This is a genomic window from Oligoflexus sp. (assembly GCF_035638955.1).
In the GTDB taxonomy this organism is placed as follows: domain Bacteria; phylum Bdellovibrionota_B; class Oligoflexia; order Oligoflexales; family Oligoflexaceae; genus Oligoflexus.
In genome coordinates this window covers 109,794-134,053 of the sequence record NZ_DASQYZ010000221.1, presented here as the reverse complement: position 1 = coordinate 134,053, position 24,260 = coordinate 109,794, and the positions used below count along the sequence as shown (strand labels likewise).

Genomic DNA, 24,260 nt, shown 5'->3' with positions numbered 1-24,260 from the left:
TCATCCGCGCGAAGGATGACATGATCGGATTGTGTCGACAGCAGGTATTCTTTCTCTGAGGTCTGCAGGGCTACAAATATCGTCCGCGGCGCCGCGACGTCCTCTTGGTGAAGAGGAGTTTAACTTCGAGGCCAATGCTGGCAAGTTACCGCTTGAAATGATCTATCGCGGCGCCAAAGACGAAAAATTTCTGCGCGCGACCTGGAACGTGGAAGATGACATTGTCGTCCGCCTCCTCGTCACTTTTCTGGACGCCACAGCTGAGCGGGAGTTACAGAAGGAGACCGATAAGCAGCGTCAGGAACTGATGCTGATCCAGGAACTGCTGAATGTTTCGCCCAGCAAGGCGGCCCAGTTCTTCTCGACCAGTCTGCCCCTGCTCAAAGAAAACGAACGCATCATTCATCAGGAGCAGCAGCTGACCCCAGCCGCGGTTCGCATGCTGTTTGTGAATGCACACACCGTGAAGGGTGCAGCGCGAACGCTCCAGTTCAAGGACCTGGCGCGCCAGATTCATGAAATGGAAGATTACTATGCCCATATTTTCAAAGACGGCGAACTGATCCTCACCCAGCGGCTGAAGGATGATATTGCCGCAACCCTGGCCGTCATCCATCGCTATGTGGACATTAACCGCAGCAAGTTGAATCGCGCCGATAACTATAGCAAAGTCGTCCTGGAACGTGACTTCATTGAAAAGCACTACTTCTTTATCAAGGACCTGATCGAGGATCCTCCGGAAGTCGGCAATATCATCGACTGGCTGCGTGAGCAGAATGAAGCGCTCACACGCCTCATCTTTGAGCAGCTCCCCGCGAGTTTTGATGGCTATAAGGAGCGGGCTCTGAAGATTGCCCGTGATCTGGGCAAGGCGGATCCCATCTTTGATTTTAATATAGATGATATTTCCATACCGCCCGACCAAAAAACGGTGCTTGATAACTGCATGGTCCACCTGTTACGCAATGCTTTGGATCATGGCATAGAAAGCCCAGCCGAGCGCAAGCGTAAGGGTAAATCCGAGCATGTCTGCATCAAGGCTGTCACCACCATCGAACCGCATCTGCTGACCATCAGCATGAGTGATGACGGTCGTGGACTGGCCGTTCAAAAATTGCGAGCCAAAGGCGAAGCGCATGGCTTACTGAACGGCAGCAGCACGCTCCAGGACGTCGCGGATCTGATCTTCGCGTCGGGGATTTCCACAGCTCATGAAATTTCGGAGATTCCAGGTCGGGGTGTCGGCATGCATGCCGTGCAGACCTTCATGGAAAAAGTCGGCGGCACTATCCACGTGCGCGTGGGAGCGCCCAAGGATGAAACCGCGGAGTACTACGATTTCTGGTTTGAAATTCAGTTCAAAAGGAGCCAGACGAATCTGGCTCTGGCGTCCTGAATCCGATCAAGGCTTGTTACAAACCTCGCGAATATTCACCTTCTTGGCCTTGCCACCTTCGATGTCGACGAGGCCAAGTTTGGCGCCGCAGACATAGGCGATATCCAGATACTCGATGCCCTTTTCGGCCGTTATATCCAGGCAATAAAGTCCCTTGGCGTTTTCCAAAGCCAGACTCACCTTTTCAATATAACTGGCGGACGTGATGCTGACGAAAACCACTTCAGGTTTATCGCCCGTCAATTGAATCGTGGATTTTTTCAACTTCTCGACATCCAGGGTGACCTGGCGAATATCATATTTTTCACCAGCCGCACCTTTATCCCACTGCGGCCAGCACTTGGCGAGTTTGACTTTCAGGGCATCAGGCAGTTCCGGGCCTTTGGCCGGAGGAGGCGTCTCCTTGCCAGGACCGGGATTTTCTTCGGGTTTGGGGCCGCCTTTGCCGATGGCGTCGATGACGCCTCCGTCAATGTTCTTATCAATCACGATCGTATCTTCATCAGGAATGACCACAGCATCTTCGCTGCCTTGGCCATAGGTCTTGCTGCCAAAACTCGCACTGAGCGAACCGAACTGCCGATCATCACTGCCGTTCTTTCCACCTTTACAGGACAGCAATAGAAACATTGCAGCCAAGCATAGCATGCGGTTCATGGCCTTCTCCGTACTTCAAATTTTTACCAACCTGAACAGATTTGCAAGGACCACACCACGAATAATTCAAGGGAATCATTATCATAATTGGCGGAAAAGTCGTTTAAGGGTGCGACACTGTCCAGGCCGGCAAAATTTTCAAAGCGATGACTGCTATCCTTATAAAATGCCAAAGACTTTTTTTGTGAGCTTTATCCTTCTCGTATGCAGTTTCAAGGCTCTCGCGCAAGTGAGCGAGATCCTTGACGACGAACGCGTGCTTGTGCTACGTGAAGATGATCCGCGCATACTCCTGAATATGACCCGCGAGATTATCAAGCGCGGTCCCCAGGGTCAGGAAAAACTCTGGGTGCGAGCGGTCTGGGCCGAGGCTCCCGTTGCCTTGGATTTTGGAGAAAAGGGCGCGACTCCCGATGACCGCATAACGGCAAGGCACCTTGCCCACGAACTGCGTCTGGTTCGGGAAGCCCTGGACCTGCAATTGGATTCCCTGCTCGAACAGAAAAAGCACTCCATGCAAAAGGATTTCGAGCAGCTCCTGGCGCAGGCGCAAGCTTTACGGCAACCGTTAGCCGCTTCACGCATTTTGCGAGAGCATGCGTTCTGGCTCTATGAGCGAGGCGATATGCTAGCAGCTATTCAACTGCAAAAAAAATCCGCTGACCTCTTGAATTCCATTCCCAACGTTCCCGCGATTGAACGGCTACGCCTCAAGATCGATATGGCGATGGTGCTGGACACGGAGGGCCAGCCTGAACGGGCCCTGCAGCTGTATCAGGAAATTGCCGCGCACTGCGATAAGCAGATGCTCCGTTCACTCTGTATTACCAATGCCCATGAGATGGGACTCCATTACAGCAGTTCCAAGGATCCTGAAGATTGGGCCAAAGCTGAAGCCTGGTTTAAAAACGCCATGCAGCAGGCGCGTCCCTTCCGTGATGAATGGACGATCGCCAAAGGTCATGCGGCTTTGGCCAGACTCTATGCAAAGCTCCAGCGTTATCAGGAGGCCATCGCTATGGGCCGTCAGGCCGTGACAATGTTCGACAGCTTTGACAATGATCTCTGGAGTGGCGACGCTTATAAAAAGTTGGGCATCGCCTATCTCGGCGCGAAGCAGCACGAGGAAGCCATGGCGGCTCTGCACAAGGCCGAGAAGCTCATTCCAGCCGACTATCTGTACGACCAGAGCGAAATCCATCAGATGCTGGCCCTGGCGTATGAAAGCCAAGGCCAGACCCATCACGCTCTCCATCATTTAAAAAAGTTCACTGAACTCAGTCAGAAGCTAAAGGCTGAGAATGAAGTTCGTGAATATTCCAAGGCTATGGTTGATTTGGGCCTGCGCGTGGAAGAGGAGCGCAATAGGACACTGAAAGCCGAGAATGACTCCCAGAGCCAGCGACTGAAGGATGCAGAGCATCTCCGCTTTCTGCTTATGATCAGCCTGATCCTGGCCGCGGTGGCCATCGCTTCGCTCCTGCTGGCTGCGAATCGATCCCGTCAGTTGAGGCGCGGGGAATTGCATATGCGTCGCATCCTGCAGCAAATCCAGGAAGGCATCTTGACCTTCGATGACCAACTGCGGATCAGGGCTGGATATTCCCAGTATGTGGAGAAAGTTTTTGGCAAACCTCTGCACGGCCGCCATATTCTCCGGGATGTCCTGGCATCGGCACCGTTTACGACCGAGGATATGCAGATATTTCAAGAAGTCCTGACCTTGTCGATGAGCGAAGGGCCTCTGACCTGGGAACTCAACCAGCATCTTCTGCCTGTGGAATTGATCTGGCAGAACGAACGCATTCTATCGTTGCAGTGGCAGCCCATCTTTGGCTCACGCGGCCGCATGTCGTCGATCCTGCTCAGTTTCCGGGACATGACGCATCAGAAGGAGCTCATGCAGCAGGTGGCGTTTGAACGTCTGCGCGGTGATCGCATCACGCGCTGTCTGCAGGAGCTTACCCAGCTGGGTCCGATCAAGGCGAGTCGCATGTTTCAAGACACGCGAGATTTCCTGAGCAGCTGCCCCAAATGGCTATCGGACCGCCACGGCGCTGAGATCTTTCGTCGTCTCCATACCCTCAAAGGCCTGGCGCGAAGTCTTGGACTGCGTGACCTCGCACAAGCTGCGCATGATTTTGAGGATATTTTCGTGGGTCGCGAACCGGATCCCGCGGAACTGCAGCAGAGTCTGGTGCGCTTTCAAGCCTGTTTTGATGATTACGTCTCCCTCGAATCGCATGTGACCCTCGCTCCCAGGGCAGCGATGGCTTCAGAGCAGTCCCTATTCTCAAGTCTTGATCATCTTTTGCCGGGTTTGCGCCGCCGATGCCTCGACAACGGATTGGACTTTCAGGGCGTTGTGGTGCGGGATTTCGTCAGGCATTGGCCATCGCGCGTCGTGGAGAAACTGGAATCGATTTTTGTTCATGCCATGAATAACGCGATCGATCACGGTTATCTACAGCCTCGGAAGGAAGGACAGGTGGTCGATTCCGTCTGCATCGAAGTGGACGCGGAGCAGGATGCGGGAGGCATTCGCCTCGTGATTCGTGATTATGGCCGTGGCATCGCCTGGTCCAAGCTCCGCGAAAGAGCACAGGCTATGGGGAAATGGGGCTTATCCGATCACGAACTGACCCATCTGGTTTTTGCGGATGGACTTTCCACCACCGAGACCGTGACCAACACCAGCGGACGTGGCGTCGGCATGAGTGCCGTGCAGAGTCTTTGCCACGAAACCGGAGGAAGCCTCCAATTTCAGCCCAATGATCGCGGCCCAGGCGCTATGCTGTCCCTTCACTGGCCTCAACCGCGCGCCGCCTGACTCCATACCCATGCTCTGTCTTCTCTGGCTTCAACCGCGGGCCGCTTCCATCGCCTTTTGAAACTGCGCCCGACGCGGGTGTATGCGCAGGCGGAAACCCTGAGGTTTGAGCGTTAGATTTTCTATGATCTTGAGCTTGTAGTTCTCAAAATCCTCAAATTCGAAATTCTTCAGAAGAAGGGCCAAAGCCAGCGTGGCTTCCACGGTGGCAAAGTGCTGGCCGATACAAACCCGCATGCCGGTTCCAAAAGGGCGATAGGCTTTCTCCGGCCTTTTCTTACAGGCCTCGGGCGCGAAATGATCGGGATTGAAAACTTCAGGCTCCGGACCCCAGATGCGTGGATCACGATGCACAATGGGTGTGAAGACCAGGACCCGATCCCCGAGCCGGACTCGATACTTGCCGCCCAATGTCGTGGTACTGTGCGGCGTCCGCGAAAAGGCAGGGGCTGTGGGCCATAGCCGCAGCGATTCCTTTAAAATCTGATCCAGATAGGTCAGCTTTTGAACATCCACAAAGGTGGGGTCCATCTGGTTGGCATCCGCAAACACATGATCGACTTCAGCCACAGCCTTGGCCATAATCTCAGGATTTTTGACTAGAAAATAAAGAGCGAAAGATAGCCATCCACTGGTTGTTTCGTGGCCGGCTATCAGAAACGTAATCAGCTGATAGCGAATATTTTCAGCATCGAGGCCGGTTCCCGTTTTACGATCGACACCATCCAGCATCAGGCCCATCAAATCCTTCTGTCCCGGTCGAGGATCAGCCAGACGCTCCGCAATCACATCATCAACGATGCGAAACATCAGATCACGATCCAGAGTAAACTGCCGCCTGCCCTTGAAATTGAGCAGCCGCTGCACAGGAGTGGACCGCATCTGCCGCCGGCAATCCGCCAGGCAACGGTTCATCGCGTTGACGAAGGGATGAAGCTCGTCGCTATCGAATGAATTGAACCGATAATCAAAACCACAGAGGGCAATCGTATCCAAGGTCAGCCGGGTAAAATCCTCGGCGACTTCCACGCCGGCAGGATCATGGTTGGACCATTTCTCCACCAGCTTTTTACCCATTTCGAGCATTCCAGGAAAATAACCGCGTATGGCTTTCATGCTGAACGCAGGCATCAGGATTTGATGCGCCTTGGCCCAGTTGGCCTCATCATTCATGGCCGTGAATAGGCCGTCACCGGTAAAACGCCTGACGTGTTTGAGCGGTCCCCCGACCCGCTTGCCAAAACGCTTTTCATCGCAAAGCTCTTCCGCCAACGCATAATCGGTCGCAACCAGCACACGATTCCCGGGCAGATGCAGTTCGAAAAGGGGCCCATACTGCCTGGCAAGTTTCATCAAACCCTGAACGAAATCCGCGCCCATGAAATGATGGGCATGACCAAGCAGCGGCAGGCGTGGGGGTTGTGGGATGACATCTGTTTGCAAAAGAGGAAGCGATGCAGTTGACACGAGGTCTTGCTCCTTTGTTTCCAGAGTTCCACTGGCATGGGTAAAAAAACCCTAAAATTCAATGCGTTGCGACATTCAAATTCTACCTTTATATCAGCCTCGAAGAGAAGACAAGAATGGGACTTAGGGAGTGGGAAGATCGTAGTTTTGAATCGCGGAACGATAGGCTCGCGACGTCTGGAATTGTTCGAACTCCAGACGATCTTTGATAATCGCTTTTTTCGCGTCCTCATCCGGCAAGGTAATAGCGCCGCCTCCCGCTCGTGACGGCGGCGGCGCCGACTTGCGGATGACCAGCTTGCGTCCGATCCAGGTGAAGTCGGTCTCGTCCTGCATGCGACCTGCGGCTCCGGTCAGGGTTTGCAGTGTGATCGGGAGCGATGTTTCCTGAAGCTCATCCATAAGCTTCAGGATAACCGCCATGACACTGGCCTGATGCAATTTTTCATAAAGCACCGCACGCAGCATCGGATCACCGCGAAGATCAACAATACGAAGATGATTGGCACGCATCCGCCTGATGCGAAGAAAGGCTTCGGATCCGGATGATAGACGCCGGGCATGCAAGGGCACATCAAGCGCCGCCGAGAGCACGCTGGCATCAACCACAAGATTCTGTTTCGTCAGTCCGGAGCTGCCTGCTTTGAATTCATGCCCTGGAAGCAGTGATTGTTCCCGCGGCGCTGAGGCTTCAGGCAGCGGCATCTGTCCCGTTGCAGCTTTGGGAATAAGGTCCGTGTAACGGGGAACGGGAGCAGGGATCGGTGACGCTGAGGATCTGGCATCGGCCTGCGGCTTCACCGCAGTTCCTGAGCCCAGTCCCGAAGCGGGCAAGCGTGGACGGCGAACCACTGGTGCCGTCTTTTCTGAGATTTGGATTTGCACAGGAAGATGGGGAGTCACCCGGCGTGGCGCCTGACGGGGAATAAAAAAAAAGAAAGCCCATCCGAGTATCAGATGAGCGACCAAACCATATCCTAGGGCCCGAATAATCATTCCGCCCTCTCAGGCCAGTTGCCCATTCATGAAACCTTCTCTTTGCTGCCAACGAAGCATTTTCAAAGTGAAAGCATCATCCTCGCCCGATTTTTTCTCAACCGGTTTGGAGAGGGCCAGAAACACCAGCAGACCGCGCAAATCTTCACTGCCCAGACGGTAATGCACACCCTTCCACATCGAACAGAGATCGATGCTCTGCTGCTGGCAGTTACGGGGCAGAATATCCGGCAGATAGTTGCAAGGTTCAATTTGCATGCGCATCTGGGCCAGTTCCAGAACCTCGGACAGCGAACTTCGACAATTGGCTGTGTTGCGTTTGTTCTTCTGCAGAACATTGGCCACAAAAGGCAGACCGGTGATGGTGCGCCAGAGCTCGCCTAAATCATAATAATGGCGGAAACTGCAGCGCTTCTGAAGGGCTTCGTTTTCAATGCGCAGATCCAGATTGGGTCCGTCCTCACCGCCACCGTTCCAGTTGGTTCCGGTTCCCGAGCTGCTGGCAATGCGCACCAGCAGGTCATACGCTTCGGCCCCAAAGATCAAACGATAAAGAACCCGAGCCAGGACATTCCAGGATGAGGCGGATGCATTCAGGCGCATGGTCGGCAGATTTTCCAAACGCGGCACCGGAAGATTCGCCAGACCCTGATGCAGAACAGTCATGGCCTGCTTCAGGTTTTCCGTCTTGTGCAGCTGGGCCCAACGGAAAACCTCGCGCAGGGCTTCCACGCGGGCATCGATGACATTTTTAAGGTGCATATTGTGATTGCTAAGACCCCAGAGGGCAAGGGAGCTGCCGCTTTCAACCGCGACACCGACAGGCAGGGCCATCTCGAAATCAGCATGACGAACAAGACTAATGGAAGGACAGAAGGCCATGGTGACTTCGCCCTGTTCCAATTTCCTATTCAGCCCCGCTCCATCATCGCGTACGAGTTGGAAACGAGGTGCGTACTTTTCGAGTTCTTGAACCAGAGGATGTGAGCTCCAGGAATTGGAACAACCAATGAAGGTCGTTTCCTGGCGGTCTGTACTGGCACTTTTCATTTTAATATTGACTCAAGTTAGCAAAAACATGATCAGCTGCTTCGAGAGTCGCGGCTATTTCCTTATCGCCATGGGCGAAGGAAACAAAACCGGCCTCGAACGCCGACGGAGCTAAATACACGCCTTGATGCAACATGCCGCGGAAGAATCGCTTGAACTGATCGATATTCGCCAGAGCTGCCGCCTCAAACGAGGTGGGCAATTCTGAGCAAAACATGAAGCCGAACATGCCGCCTTCACTGTCGACCGAAAGCGCTACACCATGACGTGAGGCCCGCTCCTTCAATCCCAGAACCAGCTCTCTAGTACGCTTACTCAGCTCTGTAAAGGTATATTTGTTTTGGATGAGTTCCAGCGTCTTAATACCGCAGGTTACAGCGACCGGGTTTCCAGACAAAGTTCCGGCCTGATAGACCGGCCCTGCAGGCGCAACCTTGCTCATGATTTCTGCTTTGCCGCCGTAGGCCCCGATGGGCATGCCGCCGCCAATAACCTTGCCAAGGGTGGTCAGGTCGGGCTTGATCTTCTTAAGCCCTTGAACCCCACTCAGACCGACGCGGAAACCCGTCATCACTTCATCAAAAATCAAGACGACACCATGAGTCGTACAAAGTTCGCGCATCAGCTCCAGGTAACCATCCTTGGGCCGGATAAAATTGCCGTTGCCCACAATAGGTTCCACGATCAGGGCGGCGATGTCCTTGCCCTGGGCAGCAAAGAGCTCCTTCAGTCCCTGACTATCATTGAAAGCCAGCGTGATGGTGTCCTTGGTCGAACCCTGCGGGACACCGGGGCTGCCAGGGATTCCCAAAGTCGCCACGCCCGATCCGGCTTTGACCAGGAGCATATCAGCATGGCCATGATAGCAACCTGTAAATTTGACCACTTTTTCGCGACCCGTATACCCACGCGCCACGCGCAAAGCGGACATGCAGGCTTCGGTTCCACTCGAAACGAGGCGCAGCATCTCGATGCTGGGCAGGATTTCCTGAACCTTGCGCGTGAGCATAATCTCAGCTTCACAAGGAGCACCAAAGGAAAAACCATCGCTCAGCACAGCCGTGACCGCCTTCACCACTTCAGGATGCGCATGACCAAGGATGGCCGGCCCCCAACTGCCTACGTAGTCAACAAAACGGTTACCGTCGACGTCCCACACATAAGCACCTTCAGCTCTTTTGATGAAGAGCGGATGCGCATCAACCTGCTTGAAAGCCCGAACGGGGGAATTGACCCCTCCCGGAATAATCTGGCAGGCTTCATCAAAAAGTTTTTTACTGCGCGTGAACGAGAGAGTTTTGCGACTCATCAAAGATTCCTTTTGCACTGAATTCAAGACCAGCCATCACCAGAGTTCATCGTCCTGAAGCCCTGCATCCTCTTCGATTTTCTTAGCCGGTTCCACCTTTTTTTCCGCGCCCGACACTTTCTCCACCGGTCGGACCATCGGCGCGTCGGTTCGAGCACCAGCGGGTGCGGGAGGAGCAGCTGGCATCACGGGTTCGGAGCCTGGGTTGGGCATTACGCCGGCCGGGGCTGTAACAGCAGCTGAGCCGCGAGGAGCTTCGCCCTTGGCAATCGGAGCCTGATCCATGACCGGCAGAACAGGAATGCTGCCTTCGCGAGCCGCACTATTATCCTTGCCCGGTAGACCTTCAATCAATTTGGGACCACTTTGCACGCCATCAGGTTTCAGGAAAGGCTGGAAAGCCCGGCGAGGAACCCGTGATCCACCGCTCAAGACCGTAGCAAGGTTCACATACGAACGAACGCTGGCACTTCGTGCGAATTCGTTCTGAAAGGTTTCACCTTCTTTTTCAAAGTTGGTGAATTCAAAGGCATCACCATCACCACCGCCCTGCATGACAAGACCTTGTGGCAAATCCACCGCGACCGGCGCGGAACAGCTATGCATGCGCGTCGGCCAGACCTGAATGTTGGCCATGGCTGGTTGCGTCGGGTCGAGCATTTTCTGGTAGCCGGTTTCCTTGATCATGGCTTTGGCATAATCGGTCCAGACCGGCAAAGCCCCGTAGGCACCCGAGATTCGGAATCCACCGCGCCGCATGGTTCTATTGTGATCATAACCAACGTAAGAAGCGATCACATGCGTATGAACCATGGGTTCCAGAGCTTCGTTCGGCTTCACAGGAAAGGGCACATAACCAGCGAAATAAGCTGTGGTGTAATCGTTGGTCGTACCTGTTTTACCATAAGCAGGAACACCAATTCTACGAAGTTTATCCGCCGGCTGTCCTTCGATCGGATATTCCAGATAAAGTTCACCGCGCGCACGACGACCCGTTCCGTGAGTTACGACTTTACGCAGAATCTCGCTCATCTGGGCCGCATAGCAAGGGTCGACCAGCTGGAATTCCTGCCGTTTGGGTTCATAAAGCAGATTACCGTCACGATCCTCGATGCGGCGGATAAAGTTCAGCTGATTGTCCGGACCTTCCTTATAGAAACGGTAAATCTTGCCGTTGGCGAAAGTCTGATAAACCTTGGCCACCTCGGCCACGCTCACATCATTGGTACCGAGGCCAAAGGACAGAACCGGCTCCAGTTTCGAGTACACGCCCATGGCTCGGGACAGGTTGCTCAAGTAGCGCAGACCCACGATGATGCGGAAATCGTGGTGGTTAAAGTATTGATAAAGAGAATACTGATCTTTCTGCGAGATCACCGACTGATACTGGTCTTCCATCGACTGCGCGATGCGATCGTAATAACGCAAGGGCAGGAAACCACCGAGGTTCACATCCTCAAGGCTTACACCGCCACCGCCCCAGATAGCCTGCGCGTCGAGCGGGTTCAAGGGACGGCCGGCAGGGGGATCTATGTTCACCATCTTGCCCCGGGAACCGGGTTTGAATTCCTCGCCCGGCAGCTCCTTCGCGTAACCCAAAGCAGGACGATGACCGGTGGACAAAACGCGGAATCGCGAAACCAGACCGAGGGTCTGCGGGTCTGAAAAAATCGACTCAGGGCCCGACGACGACACCCGCGAGGCTAGAATTTTCCAGTCCTGACGCGCATCCAGGGCCATCGTGGAAAGGCGTTCCCAGTTTTTCTTGACGAGATCAAGGCGCAGATTGCGTTCACGATCCGAGACATCACCATCATCCAGTCGATAGATGTTCTGGAGTTCGGTCATATAGCCACGACCCCACCAGATCTTGCTCACATCGCGGAGCAGTTCCATGCGGCCCGAGAAAATCAGGTCGGGCTTGAGCTCCTCGATCGCGCGGTTGAGCATATGCTCCTTAACGCCATTGTTATCAAGCTGGACGCCGGTTTCCTTGGCCACACGATAATGAAAGTCGCGTGGCGCCTCGCCATCCAGGGGAACCAGTTCCATCGAGCCCAGCAGTTCCTTGAATTCCTCGAAATTCAGCTTATCCAAAAGATGGGCCGTAAGATAAACGGTCGCCAGGTTTTCTGATTTCACACCGGCCCAGACCATCGAGACGTCTTCATAAGGACTGCTATGATCCGGTCGAGGCAGATAGTACTTGCCCTGGAAGGGGAAAATCCGGCGTTCGTTATCGATACGATCCAGGATGGTCCAACCGAGCTGGAGCGCAGCAAAGAACACCACGGATTTGAACACGGAACCGGGCTGCCGGGTGGCGAACACGGCCCGGTTGAAACCCTGCGAATCAAAGCCCGAGACCACAGCCCGAACTTCCCCTTCATCCACGGCAATCAAACCACCGTTGACTTCGGGACGCTTTTTCAATTCCAGGACGGCCAGATGTTTTTCCTCGTCGTATTCCAAAACCTCAAGGAAGACCACATCACCGACCTTCACGCGGTCGAGCATTTCCTTCAAATGATCTTCATAGGGCCTATAGGTGGGTATCGAAAGAATTTTCGCTGTGCGAATCAAGGCATCGGTGGCAATGATCCCTTTGGGCAAACCGAAGTCGATATGAACTTCGGGGGTCTTGCCCTTGATCACCTTATCCACTTTTCCATAATAGAACTGATTGACTTCAAGTTCCCGCAAGGGACGATAGTGCTTTTTATCCTCGACCTTGTAATCTTCCAGAATCATTTCCAAACGCGACAGGTTCCGCCGCATCTGGAGCTGGGCCGTGTCCTGAAGCTTCTGGTCGATCGTCGTGAAGACCTTTAAACCCGCATGGTTGAGTTCAGCAATGGATTCCATGTCGAGGGCTTCCAGGATTTCCTTTTTATCCAGCTGACCACGAATCAGGGATACCAGAGCCACTTCCTGGGTACGGAACTTGCCTTGATTAAAGGGGACTTTTTCCTTGAAGGCGACATTGAATTCGTCTTCCTTGATCCAGCCCTGCTCATACATGCGGCGGATCACATAGTTTTTCCGCCAGTTGGCGTTGTTCCAGGCGGTTTCCTTGTCCTCGCGGGTGAATTTCACAAACGGGTTGTATTTGTTCGGGGCCTTCACCGAGCCGGCGATGAATGCGGCCTCGATCAGGTTCAGTTCCTTGACGTCCTTATTAAAATAATAACGCGCCGCAATCCCTATCCCCTTGCCGTTGGCCGTGACATGGAACTGGTTCAGATAGAATTCGAGAATCTGCTGCTTGGAATACATCCGCTCCAACTGGAACGAGCGAATCACTTCCTTGAACTTGCGGCTAAAGGAATGTTCGCGGTGATCCATGATGTTTTTCACGGTCTGCTGCGTGATGGACGAACCGCCCCGTTTGAAACGGAACCCGCTCTGCACCCCTTCCATAAAGGCCAAACCGATGGCAAAGGGATCCACACCAAAGTGTTGGAAGAAGTTTTTATCTTCGGCCGCCACCATCGCCCGAATCATATTTTCCGGCACCTGATCAATCGTCACATAACTGCGATGCGCGTCGTCGAAGATGCTGCCTATTTTCGTCTGCTCATCGAGCGTGAAAAGAGTTGTCTCTTCGTTGATACGGGCGAGAATGGTGGATTTTTTTAATTCCGATACGTCGCCAAAGTACACCAGGTATGCTGTGATGCCTCCCAGGATAAGAAAGCTCAGCACCCCGGCCCCGGCCAACGCAAGAAGGACGGCCAGGAATTTCTTTTTTTGGAGTTTCAAGGGCACCTCTTTTGGCATGTAAAGCTCTGAACTCGTAAATTATCGCGCGAAGCTCGAGCGAAGTCCACAGCTTCTCTGTATCGGGTGGGACTCGCTTATATGCTATAATAGTGAAATGAAAATTTCAGGAGACGACGGCCCATGAAAAAAAGTGGATGGCGAAGGCTCGGCGTGCTGTGTTTTCTCATAATTACCCTGCCCTCTTTGGCGGAAGCACGCATTTTTCAGAGCTTTCATGACATCGTATCTCAAGTTGAGCCCAGCGTCGTCCATATTCAAACCAAAGAAAGGCCTCTGCGCCCTGCGAACGGCACAGATCCCTATGCCTTTTTTTTTCAAAGCCAGCCACCACAGAACAGTACAACGTTTCCCCTGGGCACCGGCTTTCTGATTCAGCCGGCCGGTTATTGCGTGACCTCATTTCAACTTGTCGATGGGCTGCAGCGCTTGGAAATTATAACAGCGCAAAAAAAGCGATATATCGCCGAGTACGTGGGTGGTGATCGGCAAAGTGATCTGGCGCTGCTGCGCATACGCGATGCCAAAGGTTTACGCACTCTGGATTTTGCCGATAGTGATCGCGTGGAAACCGGCGATCCCGTGCTGGGTTTTGGTTTTCCCCTGGGTTTTAAACCAATGGTCAGCTCAGGCATGATTTCGGCGCGTGGCCAGGTCATGGGAGCTGGACCTTACGATGCGCACTTCATGCTGGATTTGCCGACTCATCCTGGCAATATCGGTGGTCCCTTGGTGGATACGCGGGGACGTGTGATCGGTCTTTTGGCATCACCCTCATCCGGCCTGGGGAGTCTGGGTTTTGCACTGCCATCCCGGGTCATGCAGAGTCTTATTCAGGATCTGATTCGCCATGGCAAGCTGAGCAAACCATGGCTCGGCCTCGTGGCCAAAAATCTGCCTTCGCTGGATAGCGTGGCGGAGCTTTATGATCCCAGTATTCGCGCCGGGGTTTTGGTCGACAATCTGATCGTGGAAGGCCCGGCGGCGCGCGCTTCCTTCCAGGTCGGCGATCTGATTCTGTCTCTCGGTGAACAGAAAATTCAGAACATCACGGATCTGCAGGTCTTTCTGCGCAAGAGCAAACCGGGTGACCGCGTCACCGCCAAGGTTTTTCGCCGCCGCGCTGGTCAAGTTAACATCCCGATTCAACTAGGGGAAATCCCCGGAGCCCAGGACCTTCCTCAGGAACGGGATCTGTACTAAGCCGACATTCCTGCGGGGCACGCTTTGTCCTCAAGCGAAGTGATTTGACCATCACTGGCCTCGCCGCTATACTCCCGCCGCCACCCTATAGTATCCCGAACCGAGGACATTTCCATGAATGATTTGCAAACTATTAATGTGCTCAAGGGCCTTGTCATCGATGGCGTTGACAAAGCGAAATCAGGACACCCAGGCGGTGCCATGTCCAGCATGGATTTTGCCTATCTCCTGTTCCGTGAGTATCTGCGTTTTGATCCTAAAGACACCAAGTGGCTGGGCCGTGACCGCTTCGTTTTGAGCGCGGGCCATGAGTCCATGTTGATTTATAGTTTCCTGCACAGCATCGGCTGGCTGCCCATGGACGAACTGAAACGCTTCCGCCAGCTGCATTCCAAAACTCCAGGTCACCCGGAAAACTTCATCACCGACGGCGTCGAATGCACGACGGGACCTCTGGGCCAGGGCGCGGCCATGTCGGTGGGATTTGCCATCGCCGCCAAACATCAGGCGGCTGTTTTGGATGAGGAGCTGTTCAGTCACCGCACCTGGGCCCTTCTGGGTGACGGCTGCATGCAGGAAGATGTGACCCTCGGCGCCGCGTCGTTGGCCGGTCACCTGAAACTCGGCAATCTGATCTGGTATTACGATCGCAATGCGGTGCAGATTTCTGGAAAAATCTCGCGCTCGGCGACCGATGATTATCAAAAAGTTTTTGAAGGCATGAACTGGGATGTGGTCACGATCGATGGTCATGATCACGGCCAGTTGCGCAAGGTGCTCGATGGCACGGAAAAAGCCTTGAAAAGGCCTCTTCTCATCATCGGCAACAGCACCATGGCCAAGGGCGCTCACTCGCTCGAGGGCAGCGAGAAAACCCACGGCTCGCCTCTGCCTGCGGATGAACGCACCAAAACCAAGGAACGTTTGGGCCTGCCCACCGATCAGGCTTTCTACGCGCCTCAGGAATTCTATGATAACTTCCGTAAATTCTTCGGCGCCAAAAGCGAACGCGTGGCCAACTGGAAAAAACGCTTCGAAACCAGACAAAGCGATGCGAACTTCAAAAAACTCTTCACCGCCTATTACGAAACCCACGCCTACCAGAACCTGCCCCAGGTTCAGTGGCCGCGTGATAAGGAACATCCCACGCGCAATGCCTTCGGTGATGTGATCCTGAAGTGGGCGGAAGCCCTCCCCAACCTGATGGGCGGCAGTGCGGATCTGGAACCTTCAAACTGTCTGGAAGGCTTCGCGCATCTCTGCGGCGACTTCCATGCTGACACTGCAAAGAATCGCAACATCGCCTTTGGCGTCCGCGAATTCCCAATGTCAGCCATCTGCAACGGCATGGCGCTGCACGGCGGGATTATTCCTTTCGATGCCACCTTCCTTTCCTTTGCCGACTATTCGCGTCCAGCCCTGCGCCTGGGAGCGATTCAGCGGGCCCGCGTGATTCATGAATTCACCCACGACTCCTTCCATTTGGGTGAAGACGGTCCTACGCACCAGCCTGTGGAACACATGATGTCGTTGCGCTTGATTCCCAACTTCTATCTGATGCGTCCGGCCGATGCCTACGAAACCCAGGTCATGATGGAAGTTGCCCTGAATCTGCCGAGTGCCCCTTCGGCCATCTGTCTGTCGCGGCAAAAGCTCCCGATTCTGCCTGTTTCTTCGGAAACAGTGTCACAGGCCCGCTTTGGAGCCTATGCCGTGGTTGATACGGAGCAGCCCGATGTGCTGATTCTGGCCACTGGCTCCGAAGTCGCCCTGGCGCTGGACGCCTTGAAGCTCCTGCCCGGCGTGAAAGCCAAGGTGGTTTCCATGCCTTGCTGGGAACTCTTCGATGAACAGCCGAAAAGCTACAAAGACAAAGTGCTGAATCCAAAATGCAGCAAACGAGTGTCCATCGAAGCTGGCTCCACTTTGGGCTGGCAGAAGTATACGGGCAGTGAAGGTTTGAACATCGGTTTGGATCATTACGGTGACAGCGCCCCGGCCGGGGATCTCGCCAAGGAGTATGGCTTCACCCCTGAACAGGTCGCCGCTCGCATGAAAAACTTTCTTGATCTGAAATAATCATAGCCCCCTGTTCGTCACCCGGCGAACAGGGTTCTTGCCTTTTCACAAAACTCCTTATTGTCTTTTCCCAAGTCCCTCAGCTCACGTTTGTCTTCTCTTCTCAAAAACCCAGCCACGGCCCCTAAACGATCCCTTGAAACAAAAGAGAATTTGGTGAAGCATAGGCCAGACCAAATGCATTGGGCTGAAGTGCGCCTGACGGTGTCAATCAACGTACGCACGGGGCTGACGGGCAATGGACCGCAACCGACCAAGAATTTTTTAGGAGTTCAAGTATGCCGCTCAAAATACGCAGAGTTGCTGTACTCGGTGCTGGTGTGATGGGGGCGCAGATTGCAGCCCATCTCGCCGCTGCTGGGGTGCGCACCCACCTTCTCGATTTGGCAGCCAAGGAACCGCACAAGGATCCCAAGATTGCCAAACTCATCGGCAAGAATTTTCGCTCGACTCCAGCCCTTCTGGCCATTGAAAATCTGAAAAAACTGAAACCCTCGCCCCTCGCCTCGGATTCGATTCTGGCCAATCTCATTCCCGGCAACTTTGAAGATGATATGTCGGTGATCGCCGATGTGGATTGGGTCGTCGAGGTCGTCGCCGAGCGTCTCGATATCAAGAAGAATATCCTGAAGCAGATCGCAACTCATGCGAAGCCGCATATTCCCGTGACCACAAATACCTCGGGTCTGTCCCTGGAAAAAATGTCGGAAGACCTCGATGAGCATTTTCATCGCCGCTTCTTCGGGACGCACTTTTTCAACCCGCCCCGTTACATGAAGCTGCTCGAAATTATCCCCCACTCCAAGAGCGATCCGAAACTGGTGGCCGACCTTTCGGACTGGATCGAAAAATATTTGGGCAAGGGCATCGTTTACGCCAAGGACACGATCAACTTCATTGCCAACCGCATCGGCGTCTTCAACATGATGGTCTCGTTCAAGCACATGCAGGAACTGGGCTTGACCGTGGAAACCGTGGATGCCTTGACCGGCAAACTCATGGGGCGCCCCGCGTCTGCCACGTTCCGCACGATGGATGTGGTGGGGATCGACGTGTTCGCTCATGTGGCGAAAAACGTCCAGCTCTATGCCCCCAAGGATCCTTACATCGATGTCTTTGCTGTTCCGAAATGGATCGAAGTCCTCATTCAAAAAGGTTCGTTGGGTCAAAAGTCCAACTCGGTCGGTGCTTATAAAAAATCGAGCAGCGACAAGGGTGAAACCGAGATCCTGGCCTATCGTCCCGATACAGAAACCTATGTCGCCCAGGAGCCGCAAACGTTTCCCTGGATGGAACAGACCAAAAAAGTTCCCGACACCATCGAACGCTTGAAGTTGATCTTGAGCCACAATGATGCCGGCGCGCAATTCATCTGGCGAACCCTGCGCGATACCATGGCCTATTCGGCGATTCTGCTCGACGAGATTGCCGACAGTCAGCCGCTCAGCATCGACAACGGCATCAAGTGGGGCTTCAACTGGGAATGGGGTCCCTTTGAACTCTGGCAGGGTCTGGGCTACGACACCGTCCTGGAGCGCATGAAACTCGAAGGCGTGAAACTTCCGGACTGGCTCAAGGCGGGTGTTAAATTTTATAAACCGGCACCTAACAGTGTAGACTGGCATCTGACGGGCGCCGTGTCCCAATTCACAGGGGCCAAAGGCAAGGATCAACCGATCCCGAAACAACCGCACCTTTTCTATCTGCCCAAGGCGCATAATCCTGAAGACAAGCGCGTGGTCATTGGCAATGGCAGCGCCAGCCTTGTGGACCTCAAGGATGGTGTGGCCGCTCTGGTCTTCCACTCGAAAATGAATTCGATCAACGGTGAAATCACCGACCTGATCCATAAATCCGTGGAAAAAGTAAAAAGCGACTTCGCCGGCCTCGTCATCGGCAATGATGGTGAAGTGTTCTCGGCCGGTGCCGATCTGCGGCAGATCCTGGGCGCGATCAAGGAAAACAAGTTCAGCGATATCGATACCCTGATCCGCCGCTTCCAGGGCGTGATGCAGATGGTGAAATACGCGAGCTTCCCGAGCGTCAGCTGCCCTCACGGCCTCGTGCTCGGCGGCGGCTGCGAAGTCTCTCTGCATACTTCGGAACAGATCCTGGCCGGTGATACCTTTGCCGGTCTGGTGGAAGTGGGTGTGGGTTTGATTCCAGGCGGCGGCGGGACCAAGGAATTGGCTGTCCGTGCTTACAGAAATGCAGCGCTCGGCGAAAACGCCGATCCGATGCCCTTCCTCCAGCGCGCCTTCCTCCTGATCGGTATGGCAAAAACCTCGAGCTCGGGTATCGAAGCGATTGAAATGGGCCTTTATGGACATAAAGCCACCGTTGCCATCGCCCGTGATTATCAGATCATTCGCGCCAAGCGTCGGGTGCTGGAGCTGGTGGAAAACGGTTATCAACCGCCACTGCCGATGGCCCAAATTAAAGTCGCGGGTGATCCTGGCATTCAGACTTTCAATATGATGCTTCATAACATGGTGCAGGCGCGGCAGATTTCGCCTTATGATGCCTTTGTCGGTGAAAAAGTGGCGACAGTTCTGTGCGGCGGTGAGATCGATGGCGGTCAGCTGGTTTCGGAAGAATACCTTCTGGAAGTGGAACGCCGGGTGTTCGTCGAGCTTTGCAAAGAAAGCAAAACTCAGGAACGCATCGAGCACATGCTGAAGACCGGTAAACCTTTGCGCAATTGATCAGAAAGGACTTTTCCATGAAAACTGCTTATATCGTCAGTCCTATGCGTTCTGCGGTGGGCAAGGCCTTCCGGGGCAACCTGCGCAGCAAACGTCCCGACGACCTTTGCGCTGATCTCATCCGCGCGGTGGTCGCTGCCAACCCTGGTATCGATCCGCATGAGATCGATGACTGTATCGTCGGGTGTGCGATGCCGGAAGCGGAACAGGGTATGAACGTCGCCCGATTTGCTGTTCTGCTGGCTGGCATGCCGGACAACGTCCCTGGTGTCACGGTCAACCGGTTCTGCTCGTCTGGTCTGCAGACCATAGCCATGGCTGCTTTCCAGGTTCAGGCGGGGGCCGCACACTGTATTCTGGCCGGTGGTACCGAATCGATGTCGCTCGTGCCTATGATGGGGCATAAAGCGGTCGGCAGTCGCACCATCATGAAAGATGGTCGCGGCGATTATTACCTTGGCATGGGTCTGACGGCAGAAAACGTCGCCAAGGATTACAAAGTCAGTCGTGAAGATCAGGATCGCTTTTCCTATGAGTCCCATAAAAAGGCCGGGGAAGCCATTCAGAAAGGCCTTTTCAAAGCCGAGATCGTGCCGGTGAAAACGACCCTTCGGGCCCCTGGTCCGGGCGGTGCTGTGGCCCTTCAGGAAGTCACAGTCGATACGGATGAAGGTCCGCGTCTCGATACCAGTTATGAAGCTCTGGCTTCGTTGAAACCAGCCTTCAAAACCGGCGGCGTCGTGACCGCGGGGAACTCCTCGCAGATGTCGGATGGCGCGGCCATGTGCATGGTCGTGTCCGAAGAATTCGTTAAAAAATATAATCTGAAACCCATGGCCCGTTTTGTGAGCTTCAGCGTTGCAGGCGTACCCCCAAGGGTGATGGGGATTGGCCCCATCGAGGCGATTCCCCGAGCTTTGAAACTCGGTGGACTGTCATTGAAAGAGATCCAAAGGATCGAACTGAATGAAGCGTTCGCGGCCCAGGCTCTGGCTGTGATGCGGCATTTGGAAATCGATCCGAGCATCGTGAATCCATCGGGCGGCGCCATCGCTTTGGGCCATCCTCTGGGTGCGACGGGAGCCAAACTCACGGCCACTCTTCTGCACGGCATGCAAAGGGATAAACAGAAGTATGGTCTGGTTTCGATGTGTATCGGGACCGGAATGGGTGCCGCCGGCATCTTCGAAAAGCTGTAATCCTCGCGCCTCATGGGCCGCTATCAAGGGACGCGTCATTGCGTCCCTTTCGTCTTTTCCCCTTGTGTTCCTGCTTCCTTTTGCCGAGCAATGATGAGATGATAGCCTTCAAACAAGACCGCCGGTAAAGTTGGGGAAGTGCTGTATGGCCAAGATCCTTATCGTGGATGATGAAATCGACATTTGTGAAATGATGTCCTTCACCTTCGACAGCCAGGGCTTTGAAACTTTCGTGGCTCACGATGCCGCCCAGGCTTTTGAAATCGTGAAAGCCAAGGACCCTGACCTTGTGGTCAGTGATATTCGCATGCCCAAGGGTGGCGGTATGAAGCTGCTCGAGGACATCAAGAAGCATAACCCTAAAAGACCAAAAGTTTTTTTGATCACAGGTTATAGCGATAAAACGCGCGAGGAAGCGCTGGCGGCAGGTGCTGAAGATGTGTTTGCCAAGCCCATCAAGCTGCAGGACCTGATCGATCGGGTGACCAAGGCTCTGGATCTGACCTGACTCTGACCTTTGGGTAAAGTTTGCCCGTCCCTCTCATCCCAAACGTCATATTCACAGCCAAAAAAAGAAAACACCATCCAAGTTTGGATGGTGTTTAATATTTTTTGAGCAGTATCCGATTACATCGGCTGTGGCATTCCACCGTCGACCGTTACAGAGGTCTTGCGGCTTTTGCGCTTGGCCTTCTTGCGGCCTTTTTTCTTGCCAGCGGCTTTTTTGCCGGCGGCTTTCTTGGTGGCCTTTTTCTTGGAGGCTTTTTTTGCCTTCTTCTTGGCTGGCTTCTTCTTGGCAGCAGCTTTTTTGGTGGCTTTCTTGGCTGTTTTCTTCTTCACAGCTTTCTTTACCGCCTTCTTAACTGCCTTCTTCTTGCCAGCTTTCTTTGTAGTCTTCTTCGCCATAACTCTCAATTCCTCCTAACTTGGGATGTGATATAAGTCCCACCCGGGACCGACGGGATCTCTAAGGACCCCGGTTACCACCTTACGGAAGAGCTGAACCTGTTTTTAATCTTAGCACACATCTTTTGTGTGTGAGAAGGTTCTCATGTCACCTTCTCTTCAACTTGATGTTTACCTATCGGACCACATGCTAAGAACTAAAGAGTTCGTGATGCATTTTCTTCGAGAAATCCACTCTCAAAAAACCTTTAGCATTTTTTTCCGCTGAGTTTTCCCTGCCTTGGAGCCTTTTGGTGGCGCCGCTTTCCGCCTTTTTTTGGCCCCATTTTTTTGCCGATTTCAGGTGAATTTCTCAGCGCTGCTGCTCAGCTTCGATCGCGTTGACCACTTCCGTGTCTGCTGGCGAAGACTTCAAGCGCGGCTTTGGCCTTCTCGGACATCACCGTCTTCACCGCGGGCTGAGGGGTGGGCTGAGGTTGTGGAGCCTTTGGTGTGCTTCGTGTTCCAAGGTTCACGCCCAGCTTCTGGATCATCTCCACCAGCACCGAATCCTCGGTCAGGAGGAGGACGAGGCCACCTTCATCCGCATGCTCCAGCTGCTGAAGCAAAGCGATCCTCGCCTTGTTACCCTGAGCCCCGGTTTTCCAATGATAGGAAAGCAGAGGATGATCAAGGGTCTCAGCAGCAAAAATCTGCTCATTTTTCAGGGCTTTGCTGTCTTCGATGAGCAGGCGGTCCAGAGTGATCCATTCAATACCCGAAGCATAGATCTGTCCCCACTGCTCGGCCGGCATCGCCAGCTCGCCGAGCCCGATCTGTTCGGCAAGTTTTTTCCAGCGGGCGGACAGATGAGCAAAATCCTGCTCGATGCCTTCGCGAAGCTGCCGGAAGGCGTCCTGCTTGCTCTCGATGGCCCGAATCTTTTCCAGCTGGTTCTTCTTCTTGGCCACATACTGGAGAACTCCGCGCGCCTCGGCCAGGATCAAATGGATGTTATCCAGGGCGAGCGACTTCTGACTGCCCGTATGGGTTCTCCAATCCTGAAGCAGTCGACCGAGAATCTTCACCTGCGAGCGATAGGTCGAGAGTTCTTCCTCCAGTCGCAACTTCTTCTGCGAAAGGAGCGTTATCTTACTATAATTATTAATGTAATTAATGAGTGACTTCAGGCTGGTTTCGGCCGGAAGTTGCGCCTTGCGACTGACAGCCAGCCACTGCTCACGGGCCTTGCCGTATTCAGCGACCACTTTTTCATAGCGCTCATCCAGGTCCTGTAATTTTTCATCATGCAGCTCGCCATGACGTTCCAGGTCGGCATAAAGCTTGCCGATCTGGTTCAGGCACAGATTCACCGCCGAGCGGGACTGATCGAGCTGCTGCGCAGCGCTTGGGGCAGGCTGTCCAGGTTGCTCGCCCTCTTTCGCCTGCCAGCCCAAAAGTTTGTTCAGCTTGACCGCGAGTCCATCCTTTTTCCCGGCTTCATCACCTTCGGAACGCCGCACACCATCAGCGATCTCGGCCAGACATTGTTCCAGCTCCCGGATCAGGTCGCGATCAATCTGCAGGAACCGACTCACGGACGCGCGATATTCATCATAGGCCGGCTTCACCAGCGAACGGGCATCCTGAACGGTCTTGCGGGCCGCCTTTTCAAGTTTTTCGTAGGCCAGGTAACGAGTCAGCGTTTGAAGAATCAGACTCCAATCGACATCAGCATCGGCCGTCGGGGCAATTTTCAGCTCGAGCTGGGTGCTCAAAGCCAAAAGTTCCGTCTCTACTTCCACGAGGCGTTCCTTCACAACCTTGGGGTTGCGAGCAGGATCGAGCAGAGGCGCGGCGGTGTCCTGGATCTGCTCCAGCTGCTTCAGCTCCTGCTCCAGCCGGGCACTGAGATTGGAGTCCAGCTGGCTGAGATGGGCTGTGGCGCCGGTGATATCCCGTGCCTGCTGTCTTAAGGCCAGACTTCGCCGCATGAGGCTTTCACCATGTTGCAGAAGCTGTTCGATCTGCAAACGATTCGGCAGTTGTTCAAGATTTAAAAGTGTCTGCAGACTCTGCCGAAGTTCATCGGCACGCTCACGACCCTGGCGTTCCATGGCCGATTTTCGGACGCGACCGAGGGACCGTGGCCTTGCCTGCACGGCGCTGCCATCGAAATTCACATCGTACTCGCGCAAAACATCCGTCAGCGTTACGGCTTCCTGATGCGCAGCGGGCAGATAATCTTTCAAAATTTCTTTCAGGAAATTTTCGGGACGACCGTCAAAAGCCTGACGGTTTTTATAGGCGCGGAGCTGATCCACACTGCGATCAAGGACCCACGAATCGCCATCATTATCGGTCAGGTGAATCATGGCGGCTTTGATGCGAGGATCACGTGGTCCTCCAAAACCCCAGCGCAGCGCGGCCATGAAGAGTTGCTGATCATCTTCAGGAGCCTGGATGATGCAGATATTCCGATGCGCGCCTTGATCATTGCGAAAACGCCAGAGACGCGGTGTGTCGCCATCCTGCAGGATGATTTTCATTCCTTCGATAAACATATGCGGATTCCTTGTCCCAAGGACCTGAGCCCTGTTGGCCTGCATTGCGCGAGGCGGGCTGACTTTAGACGAAACGATAGGCTTTATTCTTCCAGTATAACATCCTACTCAGCGGTTTGCGTAGGTGTTGACCCGGAGCA

General features: G+C 54.0%; 15 protein-coding genes. 7 read left to right on the top strand and 8 right to left on the bottom strand.

Annotated elements, in window-relative coordinates; all coding sequences use genetic code 11:
- The first annotated feature begins 31 nt into the window (after positions 1 to 31).
- On the top strand, positions 32 to 1,396 hold the full coding sequence (locus VE954_RS20765; protein ID WP_324956315.1) for an ATP-binding protein: 1,365 nt from the start codon (positions 32 to 34) through the stop codon (positions 1,394 to 1,396).
- Positions 1,397 to 1,402: 6 nt separating this feature from the next.
- On the opposite strand, the gene VE954_RS20760 is transcribed toward VE954_RS20765, so the two are convergent.
- Positions 1,403 to 2,053 carry a hypothetical protein gene (locus VE954_RS20760; protein ID WP_324956313.1) on the bottom strand — a complete coding sequence of 217 codons (651 nt, stop codon included), beginning with the start codon at positions 2,051 to 2,053 and terminating at the stop codon, positions 1,403 to 1,405.
- 184 nt (positions 2,054 to 2,237) lie between these two features.
- On the opposite strand from VE954_RS20760, the gene VE954_RS20755 reads away from it, so the two are divergent.
- Positions 2,238 to 4,883 (top strand): tetratricopeptide repeat protein, encoded by a 2,646-nt coding sequence (locus VE954_RS20755; RefSeq protein WP_324956311.1) that lies wholly within the window; start codon positions 2,238 to 2,240, stop codon positions 4,881 to 4,883.
- Between the two features lie 30 nt (positions 4,884 to 4,913).
- Here VE954_RS20755 and VE954_RS20750 read toward each other — a convergent pair whose 3' ends face one another.
- The 5 genes from VE954_RS20750 to VE954_RS20730 form a co-directional block, all read right to left on the bottom strand.
- On the bottom strand, positions 4,914 to 6,350 hold the full coding sequence (locus VE954_RS20750) for a cytochrome P450 (protein ID WP_324956309.1): 1,437 nt from the start codon (positions 6,348 to 6,350) through the stop codon (positions 4,914 to 4,916).
- A gap of 123 nt (positions 6,351 to 6,473) precedes the next feature.
- A complete protein-coding gene (locus VE954_RS20745; RefSeq protein WP_324956307.1) occupies positions 6,474 to 7,346 on the bottom strand; it encodes a hypothetical protein in 873 nt (290 codons plus the stop codon).
- A gap of 9 nt (positions 7,347 to 7,355) precedes the next feature.
- Positions 7,356 to 8,396: a hypothetical protein gene (locus tag VE954_RS20740; RefSeq protein WP_324956305.1), complete on the bottom strand. Its 1,041-nt coding sequence runs from the start codon at positions 8,394 to 8,396 to the stop codon at positions 7,356 to 7,358.
- A gap of 1 nt (position 8,397) precedes the next feature.
- Positions 8,398 to 9,705, bottom strand: coding sequence for a glutamate-1-semialdehyde 2,1-aminomutase (gene hemL, locus VE954_RS20735; protein ID WP_324956304.1), 1,308 nt, complete (start codon positions 9,703 to 9,705; stop codon positions 8,398 to 8,400).
- Between the two features lie 36 nt (positions 9,706 to 9,741).
- Positions 9,742 to 13,467, bottom strand: coding sequence for a transglycosylase domain-containing protein (locus VE954_RS20730; protein ID WP_324956303.1), 3,726 nt, complete (start codon positions 13,465 to 13,467; stop codon positions 9,742 to 9,744).
- Between the two features lie 141 nt (positions 13,468 to 13,608).
- On the opposite strand from VE954_RS20730, the gene VE954_RS20725 reads away from it, so the two are divergent.
- The 5 genes from VE954_RS20725 (at position 13,609) to VE954_RS20705 (ending at position 21,179) form a co-directional block, all read left to right on the top strand.
- Positions 13,609 to 14,688 (top strand): S1C family serine protease, encoded by a 1,080-nt coding sequence (locus tag VE954_RS20725; protein ID WP_324956300.1) that lies wholly within the window; start codon positions 13,609 to 13,611, stop codon positions 14,686 to 14,688.
- Between the two features lie 114 nt (positions 14,689 to 14,802).
- Positions 14,803 to 16,767: a transketolase gene (locus tag VE954_RS20720; protein WP_324956298.1), complete on the top strand. Its 1,965-nt coding sequence runs from the start codon at positions 14,803 to 14,805 to the stop codon at positions 16,765 to 16,767.
- 278 nt (positions 16,768 to 17,045) lie between these two features.
- Positions 17,046 to 19,472: a 3-hydroxyacyl-CoA dehydrogenase/enoyl-CoA hydratase family protein gene (locus tag VE954_RS20715; protein WP_324956296.1), complete on the top strand. Its 2,427-nt coding sequence runs from the start codon at positions 17,046 to 17,048 to the stop codon at positions 19,470 to 19,472.
- A gap of 17 nt (positions 19,473 to 19,489) precedes the next feature.
- Positions 19,490 to 20,671, top strand: a complete 1,182-nt coding sequence (locus tag VE954_RS20710) for an acetyl-CoA C-acyltransferase (RefSeq protein ID WP_324956294.1) — start codon at positions 19,490 to 19,492, stop codon at positions 20,669 to 20,671.
- A gap of 145 nt (positions 20,672 to 20,816) precedes the next feature.
- Positions 20,817 to 21,179, top strand: a complete 363-nt coding sequence (locus tag VE954_RS20705) for a response regulator (protein WP_324956292.1) — start codon at positions 20,817 to 20,819, stop codon at positions 21,177 to 21,179.
- Positions 21,180 to 21,298: 119 nt separating this feature from the next.
- Here VE954_RS20705 and VE954_RS20700 read toward each other — a convergent pair whose 3' ends face one another.
- Both VE954_RS20700 and VE954_RS20695 read right to left on the bottom strand, forming a co-directional pair.
- Positions 21,299 to 21,577 (bottom strand): hypothetical protein, encoded by a 279-nt coding sequence (locus tag VE954_RS20700; protein ID WP_324956290.1) that lies wholly within the window; start codon positions 21,575 to 21,577, stop codon positions 21,299 to 21,301.
- A 365-nt stretch (positions 21,578 to 21,942) separates the two neighbouring features.
- Positions 21,943 to 24,120, bottom strand: a complete 2,178-nt coding sequence (locus tag VE954_RS20695) for a hypothetical protein (RefSeq protein WP_324956289.1) — start codon at positions 24,118 to 24,120, stop codon at positions 21,943 to 21,945.
- Between the last annotated feature and the right edge of the window lie 140 nt (positions 24,121 to 24,260).

What these genes read in the sequence shown, in the direction of transcription:
- hemL (WP_324956304.1), bottom strand. Translation starts at nt 9,705, where the DNA reads ATGAGTCGCAAAACTCTCTCGTTCACGCGCAGTAAAAAACTTTTTGAT.
- VE954_RS20760 (WP_324956313.1), bottom strand. Translation starts at nt 2,053, where the DNA reads ATGAACCGCATGCTATGCTTGGCTGCAATGTTTCTATTGCTGTCCTGT.
- VE954_RS20695 (WP_324956289.1), bottom strand. Translation starts at nt 24,120, where the DNA reads ATGTTTATCGAAGGAATGAAAATCATCCTGCAGGATGGCGACACACCG.
- VE954_RS20710 (WP_324956294.1), top strand. Translation starts at nt 19,490, where the DNA reads ATGAAAACTGCTTATATCGTCAGTCCTATGCGTTCTGCGGTGGGCAAG.
- VE954_RS20715 (WP_324956296.1), top strand. Translation starts at nt 17,046, where the DNA reads ATGCCGCTCAAAATACGCAGAGTTGCTGTACTCGGTGCTGGTGTGATG.
- VE954_RS20720 (WP_324956298.1), top strand. Translation starts at nt 14,803, where the DNA reads ATGAATGATTTGCAAACTATTAATGTGCTCAAGGGCCTTGTCATCGAT.
- VE954_RS20700 (WP_324956290.1), bottom strand. Translation starts at nt 21,577, where the DNA reads ATGGCGAAGAAGACTACAAAGAAAGCTGGCAAGAAGAAGGCAGTTAAG.
- VE954_RS20705 (WP_324956292.1), top strand. Translation starts at nt 20,817, where the DNA reads ATGGCCAAGATCCTTATCGTGGATGATGAAATCGACATTTGTGAAATG.
- VE954_RS20740 (WP_324956305.1), bottom strand. Translation starts at nt 8,396, where the DNA reads ATGAAAAGTGCCAGTACAGACCGCCAGGAAACGACCTTCATTGGTTGT.
- VE954_RS20745 (WP_324956307.1), bottom strand. Translation starts at nt 7,346, where the DNA reads ATGATTATTCGGGCCCTAGGATATGGTTTGGTCGCTCATCTGATACTC.
- VE954_RS20725 (WP_324956300.1), top strand. Translation starts at nt 13,609, where the DNA reads ATGAAAAAAAGTGGATGGCGAAGGCTCGGCGTGCTGTGTTTTCTCATA.